The following is an 8,615-nucleotide window of genomic DNA, read 5'->3' on the forward strand; positions in this document are numbered from 1 at the left end:
CCCGAACGTCGCCCCCGGCGCGCGCCGGTTTTCGGTGCGCCCCCCGGCGGTCGTCGGCCCGGCATCTGCCGGGCATCGGCCGGTCGTCGGCTGATTGTGACGAATGCCTCAGCATTCCGCGCGGAAAAGAAATCCCGCCGGATCACCGTCCGTTGATCCGCCGATTCTTCGGGGCGGTGGCGAATTGCCCGCAGAGCTGCCGGTGGTGCCGCCCGTTTCGCCGACCACCTGCTGAAACGGGCGTCTCATCATATGGAAAGCGCCGGTTGTGGCACCCCTGCTCGGTAGACTGGCGCCGACCGCACAGCCCCTTTTCCCCGGGGGTGCGGGGGCCTGGTGCCCCCGGAAGACGACACAAGTCGAGGAGCGCACGTGGGCCTTGTCGTGCAGAAGTACGGCGGCTCATCCGTTGCGGATGCCGAAGGCATCAAGCGCGTTGCCCGCCGAATCGTTGATGCCAAGAAGGCCGGCCATGAGGTCGTCGTCGTGGTGTCCGCAATGGGCGACACGACGGACGAGCTCATCGAACTCGCGGAGCAGGTGTCACCGCTTCCTGCCGGCCGTGAGTTCGACATGCTGCTGACCGCTGGAGAGCGCATCTCCATGGCGCTGCTGGCCATGGCGATCAAATCGCTGGGGCACGAGGCGCAGTCCTTCACGGGCAGCCAGGCCGGCGTCATCACCGACTCCGTCCACAACAAGGCGCGCATCATCGACGTGACGCCTGGTCGCATCCGCACCGCCCTGGACGAGGGCAACATCGCGATCGTGGCCGGCTTCCAGGGCGTGTCGCAGACCAGCAAGGACATCACCACGCTGGGCCGCGGCGGCTCGGACACCACCGCCGTCGCCCTCGCCGCCGCGCTCAAGGCCGAGGTCTGCGAGATCTACACCGACGTGGACGGCGTGTTCACCGCCGACCCGCGCGTGGTGGCGAAGGCCCGCAAGATCGACTGGATCGCGTACGAGGACATGCTGGAGCTGGCGTCGTCCGGCTCCAAGGTGCTGCTCGACCGCTGCGTGGAGTACGCCCGGCGCTACAACATCCCGATTCACGTACGCTCGTCCTTCTCGGGTCTTCCCGGGACGATCGTCAGCAACGAGAACCCGCACAAGCCCGAAGGGGGCGAGATGGAGCAGGCCATCATCTCCGGAGTCGCCCACGACACGTCCGAGGCCAAGGTCACGGTCGTCGGCGTGCCCGACAAGCCGGGCGAGGCGGCCCGCATCTTCCGCGCCATCGCGGACGCCGAGGTCAACATCGACATGGTGGTGCAGAACGTCTCCGCCGCGTCGACCGGGCTGACCGACATCTCCTTCACCCTGCCCAAGGCGGAGGGCCAGAAGGCCATCGACGCGCTCGGCCGGGTCAAGGAGGGCATCGGCTACGAGTCGCTGCGCTACGACGACGCGATCGGCAAGATCTCCCTGGTCGGCGCGGGCATGCGCTCCAACCCGGGTGTCACGGCGGCCTTCTTCGAGGCGCTGTCCGCCGCGGGCGTCAACATCGAGCTGATCTCCACCTCGGAGATCCGCATCTCGGTCGTCACCCGCGCCGAGGACGTGCCGGAGGCCGTCCGCGCCGTGCACAGCGCCTTCGGACTGGACAGCGAGACGGACGAGGCCGTCGTCTACGGAGGCACCGGGCGATGACCCGGCGGCCGAACCTCGCCGTTGTCGGCGCCACCGGCGCGGTCGGCGAGGTGCTGCTCGGCCTGCTCTCCCTGCGCCAGGACGTCTGGGGCGAGATCCGACTCGTCGCCTCCCCGCGTTCGGCCGGCCGCAAGCCGGTCGTGCGCGGGGTGCCGGTCGAGGTCGTCCCGCTGGCCGAGGAGGCCTTCGAGGGGATCGACGTCGCCGTGTTCGCCGTCCCCGACGAGGTCTCCGCCCAGTGGGCGCCGATCGCGGCCGCCAAGGGCGTCGTGGTGGTCGACGACTCCGCCGCCTTCCGCACCGCCGAGGACGTGCCGCTGGTCGTCCCCGAGGTCAACGCGGCCGCGCTGCGGCTGCGCGCCCGCGGCATCGTCGCCAGCCCCGCCAGCACCACCCTCGCGATGATCGCGGCCGTCGGCGCCCTGCACGCCGAGTACGGGCTCGTTCAACTCGTCGTCGCCTCCTACCAGGCCGCCTCCGGCGAGGGCCGGATCGGCGAGGCGGCGCTGCGCGAGCAGACCGCCCTGGTGGCCGGCACCGAGGTCGGCCGACAGGCCGGCGACCTGCGCGCGGTGATCGCCGACCACGGGCCGTTCGCCGCCCCGCTCGCGCTCAACGCGGTGCCCTGGACCGGCTCCCTGGTGGACGGCGGCTGGTCCTCCGAGGAGGTCGGCATCCGTGCCGAGGCCCGCAAGATCCTCGGCCTGCCCGCCCTCAAGGTCTCCGCGACCTGCGTCCGCATCCCGGTCGTCCGCACCCACGCGCTGGCCGTGCACGCGCTCTTCGAACGCGAGGTCACCCAGGAGCACGCGCAGCAGATCCTCCGCGACGCCCCCGGGGTCGTGCTGTACGACGATCCGGCGGCCGGCGAGTTCCCCACGCCGAACGACGTGGTCGGGACGGACCCGGTCTGGGTCGGACGGGTGCGCCGGGCCCTCGACGAGCCGGCCGCGCTCGACCTCTTCCTCTGCGGCGACAACCTGCGCAAGGGTGCGGCGCTCAACCTGCTGCAGATCGCGGAGCTGGTGGCGGGTGAGCTGACGGTGACGCAGGAAGGCGCGCCGGGAGCGGCGTAGGAGAAGGCGCGGGAAGAGGCCTGGCAGGAAGCCCGGGAGAGACGCGGGAAGAGGCCTGGGAGAGGGCGCAGGAAGAGGCCTGGTAGGAGGCCTGGGAGATGGCCCGGGAAGGCCTGGAGCCGCCCGCTCCCGGGCCCGCGCGGCCCCCGATCCGGGGAGGACGTGTCCGCTCCTCGACACAATCTGTCCGGAATCCCGATGGAATCCCCTGGAGGCCTCTTCCGCCGATGCGGAAGAATGGCCCCCGGGCTGGGCAACCATGACAGGGGATCGAGTGTCCAACGGGCGTGGCGAACGTGATGGTGGGAGCAGGGGCGGGCATCCCGGCGAGAGCCGTGGTGGCCTTCCCCTCGCGCGCCCCGTGGCCGGCGAGTAGGCCGGAAGACGACCAGATGACCGCGGTCGCACCCGGTGCGGCGGGCTCCGGTGCCGGTACCGACGCGGGTACCAGCGAGGACCTGCTCACCGAGACCTACCAGGCCCACTACGGCTCCCTGCTGCGGCTCGCCGCGCTGCTCCTGGACGACCTCTCGACCTGCGAGGACGTCGTCCAGGAGGCGTTCATCCGGGTGCACGCCGCCCGGCGCCGGGTCCGCGAGCCCGAGAAGACCCTGGCCTACCTGCGGCAGACCGTCGTCAACCTGTCCCGCTCGACCCTGCGCCGACGGATCCTCGGCCTGCGCCTGCTGCCCAAGCCCATGCCTGACATGGCCAGTGCAGAAGAAGGCGCTTACGATGCGCTGGAGCGCGACCAGTTGAAGGCCGCGCTCCGTGGTCTGCAACGCCGTCAGCGGGAGGTTCTGGTGCTGCGTTACTTCGTGGACATGACGGAGGCGCAGGTCGCCGAGACCCTCGGCATCTCGCTCGGATCGGTGAAGGCCTACGGCTCGCGCGGACTCGCCGCCCTGCGCATCCAGATGGAGGCCGGGCATGGCTGACGGCGCCGGGCGGTGGCCCTCGGACGGTGAGGGCGACGGGCTCTCCGCCGAGGAACGAAGCGTCCGCGACCTGATGCGCGGCGCCGTCGCCGGCATCCAGCCCGAACCCGGCGGCCTGCCGCGGATCCGGTACGCCGTACCCCGCCGCCGGGCCGCCCGGCGCGGAGCCTGGACCGGCGCCGTCGCCCTCGCCCTCGCCGTCGCCGTCGCCCTGCCCGCCCTGCACGACGGTGAGCACCTGGGCCTGTCCGGCGGCCCCGGCTCGGCCGACGCCGGCAGCCCGGCCCCCGCCGCACCGACCGGCACCAGGGCCGGCGGCGCCCCCGGCACCGGCACGTCCTCGCGGCCCGGCCCCAGCGGCACCGGCGACACCGCGTCACCCTCCGGCACCCCCACCGCCTCACCCAGCCCCGGCGCCAGCACCACCCGCGCCGATGGCACCACCGCCCCGGCCGCCCCCGCCGCCAGTACCGGTGACAGCCCGATCACCCCGCTCTGCACCCGGGCGGACCTCGGCCAGGGCGGCGCACAGGTCGGCCCGGCCGACGCCGACGGCCGGATCCACGGCTCGTTCACCGTGTACAACGTCTCCGGCCGCAGCTGCCGGCTCGGCGGCCCCGGTGCCGTCGCCGTCACGGCGGTGAGCGGGACCGACCGCAGCCGCGTGCGCACCGCCGACCACGCCGCCGGCGACCCGGCCGGCGACCTGCCCGCGATGGACGCGGAGCCCCCCGTCCTCGCCCCGCAGGCCGGCTACCGGGTGTCGTTCGACTGGATCCCCGACCGGACCTGCCCCACCTCCGGCGGCAGCACCGCCACCACCGGGCCCACCAGCCAGGGCGGCGCCAACCAGGCCGCCGGGGCCTCCCAGGCACCCGCCGCCGCCACCGGTGCCGCCCCGGCGGCCTCGGACGCCTCGGCGGTCCCCAGCACCAACCCCCAGGCCAGCTCGTCCCCCAGCGCCGGGCCCACCAACGCCCCCAGCCCCACCGCAACCCCGACCGGCAACCCCACCACGGCGCCGGCCACCGCCACCATCGCCCACACCCCCGCCCCCGGCAGCCCTGCCGTTGCCACCGCGACCTTCCCCGTGGCCTGCGCCGGCACCCTGTACCGCGGCGGCGTCCAGGCGGTGGGCGCACCGGCGTCGCAGCCGTCGGACACGCCCCCGGCGGGCTGACGGGTTTCGCGGTCCGGCGGCGGTCAGGGGGCGGTCCGGCGGCGGGCGGTCAGGGGGTGGTCAGGGGAGGCGGTCGGGGCCGGGCGGGCAGGGTCGGACGGGCGACCAGCCGGTCCGGAGCGGCCGATGGCGGACCCCTGCGGCCGGGACGGGTGTGAGGAGTGGTTACCGTGGGGGTGTGTACCGGTTCCTCCTGACTCCGCGCTGGCTCGGCGGCACCGCGCTGGCCGTCGCGGCCGTGGCGGTGTGCGTCTGGCTGGGCTCCTGGCAGCTCGGCCGGTTCGAGGACCGGTTCTCGTCGCACCAGGAGACCAAGCAGACCGTCACCGCTTCGAGTGATGTGCGGCCGATCGACGACCTGCTCAACCAGGCCACCCCGCAGGTGACCACCGAGACCGTCGGCAAGCCCGTCACCGTGACCGGCAGCTACGACGCGGAGCATCAGCTCCTCGTCCCGAACCGGATGGTCGACGGCAAGCAGGGCTACTACGTGCTCACCCCGCTGCGCACCGCCGACGGCCGGTTCGCCGCCGTGGTCCGCGGCTGGGCGCCCGGTGCGCCCGCCGAGGGCGCGTCCGCGGCCGCGCCGCCGCCTCCCGGCCAGGTGACCGTCACCGGGCGGCTGCAGGCCGGTGAGTCCAGTGGCAGCAACGGCGCCGTGGCGGGCGGTCTGCCGGCCGGTCAGCTCGGCACGGTCAACCGGGCGGCGCTGCTCAACGCGCTCGCGTACGACGGCTGGTACGACGGCTGGGTCGCCGCCGACGCGGTGCCGGCCGGGCTGACCCCGGTGCCGACGGTCCAGCCGCAGGGCGGCGACGGGCTCACCCTGCGGGCGTTCCAGAACCTCGGCTACACCCTGGAGTGGTTCGTCTTCGGGGGCTTCGTCATCTTCATGTGGTTCCGCCTGGTGCGCCGCGAGGGGGAGGCGGAGCAGGACCGGGCCCTCGGACTGGACCCGGTCCTGGACTGACCTCCGCGGTCCGGCGCCCCTGCTCGGCCGGCCCGCCCCCGCTCGGCTGGCCCCTGCTCGGCCAGCCCCTGCTCGGCCGGCCCGCCTCAGCGGGTTGGCTTGCCGGGGACGGAGGGAGCGGACGGCAGGGCCGGGACGACCGGTGCGGTCGTCGGCTTACCGGGCGCCGTCGGGGAGGACGGCACCGGCGTCGGCGACTCGGTGAACGCCGGCTCGTCGTGGCACCGGCCGTGGCCGCCGCTCACGTCGTCGTTCGAGTCGTAGCGGTCGATGTGGTGGTGCACGGTGCGCCCGGTCTTCGTCCCCTTGGAGCCGGAGCCCTGCGACCCGGAGCCCTTCGAGCCGGACGAGCCCTTCGACCCGCTGGATCCCCTGGCGAGCTGGACCGCGTCCTCGCCCGCCGCAGGCGCGTACGCCGCCCGGGCGACGGCGGGCCCCGGCCCCGGCGCGTTCGGCCCCGCTGCGCTCGCGCGGGTCGCGGTGGCGGCCGGTGCGGCCGGTGCGGTTGGCGCGGCCGTGGTCGGCGTGGGGCCGGCCGGGGGCGGGCAGGCGGCCTCGGCGCCGTGCCCGCCCGAGCAGCCGGTGAGCACCAGGGCCCCGGCCACCGCCACCCCCGCGAGCGTCAGCAGACGCCTCACACCGTCTCCCCGTCGCCGGCCTCGGTCCCGGCCTCGGTCCCGGTCTCGGTTCCGGCCACGGCCTCGGCCTCCGACGCCGCGGCGAGGTGCCGCCGGACGAAGTCGATCTCCAGCCGCAGTTGCTTGATCCGCTCCTCCACCACCAGCGACCCGTGCCCGGCGTCGTACCGGTAGACCTCGTGCGGCTTGCCCAGCTGCTCCAGCCGCCCGACGTAGTTCTCGATCTGCCGGATCGGGCAGCGCGGGTCGTTGACCCCGGCGCTGATGTAGACCGGCACCCGCACCTGCTCGACGTAGCTGAGCGGCGAGGAGGCGGTGAAGCGCTCCGGGACCTCCTCCGGGGTGCCCCCGAAGAGGGTGCGGTCCAGCGACTTGAGCGCTTCCATCTCGTCGGCGTACGCGGCGTGGTAGTCCGCGACGGGCACGGCGGCGACGCCCAGCGTCCAGCTGTCCGGCTGGACGCCGATGCCCAGCAGGGTCAGGTAGCCGCCCCAGCTGCCGCCGGTGAGCACCAGCCGGCGCGGGTCGGCGAGGCCGCTGGCGACCGCCCACTCCCGGACGGCCGCGATGTCCTCCAGCTCGATCAGGCCGACCCGCTCGTGCAGGGCGTCGGTCCAGGCCTGGCCGTAGCCGGTGGAGCCGCGGTAGTTGACCCGGACCACCGCGAAGCCGTGGTCCAGCCAGGCGGCCGGGCCGGCGGCGAAGGAGTCGCTGTCGTGGTGGGTGGGGCCGCCGTGGATCTCGAACACGGTCGGGAAGGGCCCCTCGCCCGCCCCGGCCGGACGCTGCACCAGGGCGTGCACCCGCCCGCCGGGCCCGTCCACCCAGATGTCCTCGACCGGGACGGAGCCGGGCGGCACCGCGCCGGGCGCCCGCAGCACGACCGTCCCGGCGGTGGAGCGGACGGCGGAGGGCTCGGCGGCGGAGGACCACAGGTACTCGACGGTGCCGTCCGGGCGGGCGGTGGCGCCGCCGACGGTGCCGCGCGGGATGTCCAGCCGGGTCAGCCGACCGTCGGCGAGCGTGTACGAGAACAGTTCGCTGCGCGCCTCGTACTCGTGCTCGACGAGCAGCGCCTCGGCGCCGGGGCACCACTGCGCGGAGACGTCGCCGGGCAGCTCGCGCCCCTGCTCGTCGCGCAGCGGCAGCGCGGTCTCGGCGCCGGTGGCGACGTCCCAGATCATCGGCTCCCAGCGGCCGGTGCGCTGGTGGGCCACCAGCAGCCGGGTGTCGCCGTCGACCGGGGCGAAGCCGAGGCAGGCGACGCCGCGCGGCTCGTCCCGGCCGGTCACCTCGTCGAGTTCGGCGACGGTTTCGACGGTTTCGACGGGTTCGGCGGGCTCGCCCGTCGTGCCGCTCGTGCCACTCGTGCCGTCCGAGAGGCGGACGATCCGGATCGCGGAGTGCATCGCGTCGCCGTGCTCGGTGTGGTCGATGGCGAGCAGCGTGCCGTCGTAGCTGAGGTCGCCGACGCCGCCGTACTCCGCGTGCCGGTAGATCTCGACGGCCTCGGCCGCTCCGGGGCGGCGCAGGTGCAGAGTGGTGCCGTCCTCGTCGGTGGAACGTCCGACGACCACCGTGCCGTCGCGGCCGAGCGCCAGGCCGGCCGAGTAGGAGGGGGCGAGGCCGGGCACGGCCTCCTCGTCGGGGGTGCCGGCGCTGCGGTCCGCGGGCCCGCCGGCGAAGGGCTGGCGGCGCCAGACGCCGAACTCGTCCCCGTCGTGGTCGTCGAACCACCACACCCAGGCGCCGTCGGGGGACAGCTCGGCGTCGGTGGTGCCGTTCGGCCGGTCGGTGACCTGCCGGTGGGTGCCGGTGACCCGGTCCCAGGCGTAGACCTCGTAGGTGCCGGTCGCGTTGGACACGTACAGCGCCCGGTCGGGGGCGTCCTCGGCCCAGTCGGGGAGTGACACCCGTGCTGCCCTGAACCGCTGCTCCCACGCCGGTACGGCGCTCTTCTCCTCGCTCATCCGACCATCCAACCCGATCGGGGGGACAGAACGGAACGGGCGGGCGACGGAACGGGGCGGGGGGGGGGGCGCCGCTCCCCCCCCCCCCCCCCCCCCCCCCCCCCCCCCCCCCCCCCCCCCCGGGCCCCCCCACCCAGGCCCTGCCCGAGAAAGACCCACCCGTGTTCACCGCCCTGCCCGACACCGACCT

The 8,615-nt window shown here is 74.6% G+C and carries 7 protein-coding genes; 5 read left to right on the plus strand and 2 right to left on the minus strand.

The features are described from left to right. Window positions 1-372: 372 nt before the first annotated feature. The 5 genes from AC07AL_RS10190 to AC07AL_RS10210 all read left to right on the plus strand — a co-directional run bounded on the left by AC07AL_RS10190 (window position 373) and on the right by AC07AL_RS10210 (window position 5,817). The gene (locus AC07AL_RS10190; protein ID WP_063348651.1) at window positions 373-1,653 is read left to right on the plus strand and encodes an aspartate kinase; all 1,281 of its coding nucleotides are present in this window, start codon (window positions 373-375) and stop codon (window positions 1,651-1,653) included. After that, window positions 1,650-2,729 carry an aspartate-semialdehyde dehydrogenase gene (locus AC07AL_RS10195; protein WP_363579723.1) on the plus strand — a complete coding sequence of 360 codons (1,080 nt, stop codon included), beginning with the start codon at window positions 1,650-1,652 and terminating at the stop codon, window positions 2,727-2,729. Before AC07AL_RS10190 ends, AC07AL_RS10195 begins: the two co-directional genes overlap by 4 nt. 392 nt (window positions 2,730-3,121) lie before the next feature. Continuing rightward, window positions 3,122-3,667, plus strand: a complete 546-nt coding sequence (locus AC07AL_RS10200; RefSeq protein WP_363579722.1) for a SigE family RNA polymerase sigma factor — start codon at window positions 3,122-3,124, stop codon at window positions 3,665-3,667. After that, entirely contained in the window at window positions 3,660-4,847 is a 1,188-nt protein-coding gene (locus AC07AL_RS10205; protein WP_478317301.1) for a hypothetical protein, read from the plus strand. Before AC07AL_RS10200 ends, AC07AL_RS10205 begins: the two co-directional genes overlap by 8 nt. Before the next feature lie 178 nt (window positions 4,848-5,025). Further along, window positions 5,026-5,817 carry an SURF1 family protein gene (locus AC07AL_RS10210; protein WP_363579720.1) on the plus strand — a complete coding sequence of 264 codons (792 nt, stop codon included), beginning with the start codon at window positions 5,026-5,028 and terminating at the stop codon, window positions 5,815-5,817. Between the two features lie 86 nt (window positions 5,818-5,903). Here the strand turns inward: AC07AL_RS10210 and AC07AL_RS10215 are convergent, their stop codons facing one another. Both AC07AL_RS10215 and AC07AL_RS10220 read right to left on the minus strand, forming a co-directional pair. Continuing rightward, window positions 5,904-6,455: a hypothetical protein gene (locus AC07AL_RS10215; protein WP_478317302.1), complete on the minus strand. Its 552-nt coding sequence runs from the start codon at window positions 6,453-6,455 to the stop codon at window positions 5,904-5,906. Then, on the minus strand, window positions 6,452-8,425 hold the full coding sequence (locus AC07AL_RS10220; RefSeq protein WP_478317303.1) for a S9 family peptidase: 1,974 nt from the start codon (window positions 8,423-8,425) through the stop codon (window positions 6,452-6,454). The genes AC07AL_RS10215 and AC07AL_RS10220 overlap by 4 nt, the downstream gene beginning before the upstream one ends. Between the last annotated feature and the right edge of the window lie 190 nt (window positions 8,426-8,615).

It is taken from the genome of Kitasatospora sp. NPDC043949 (assembly GCF_056435365.1).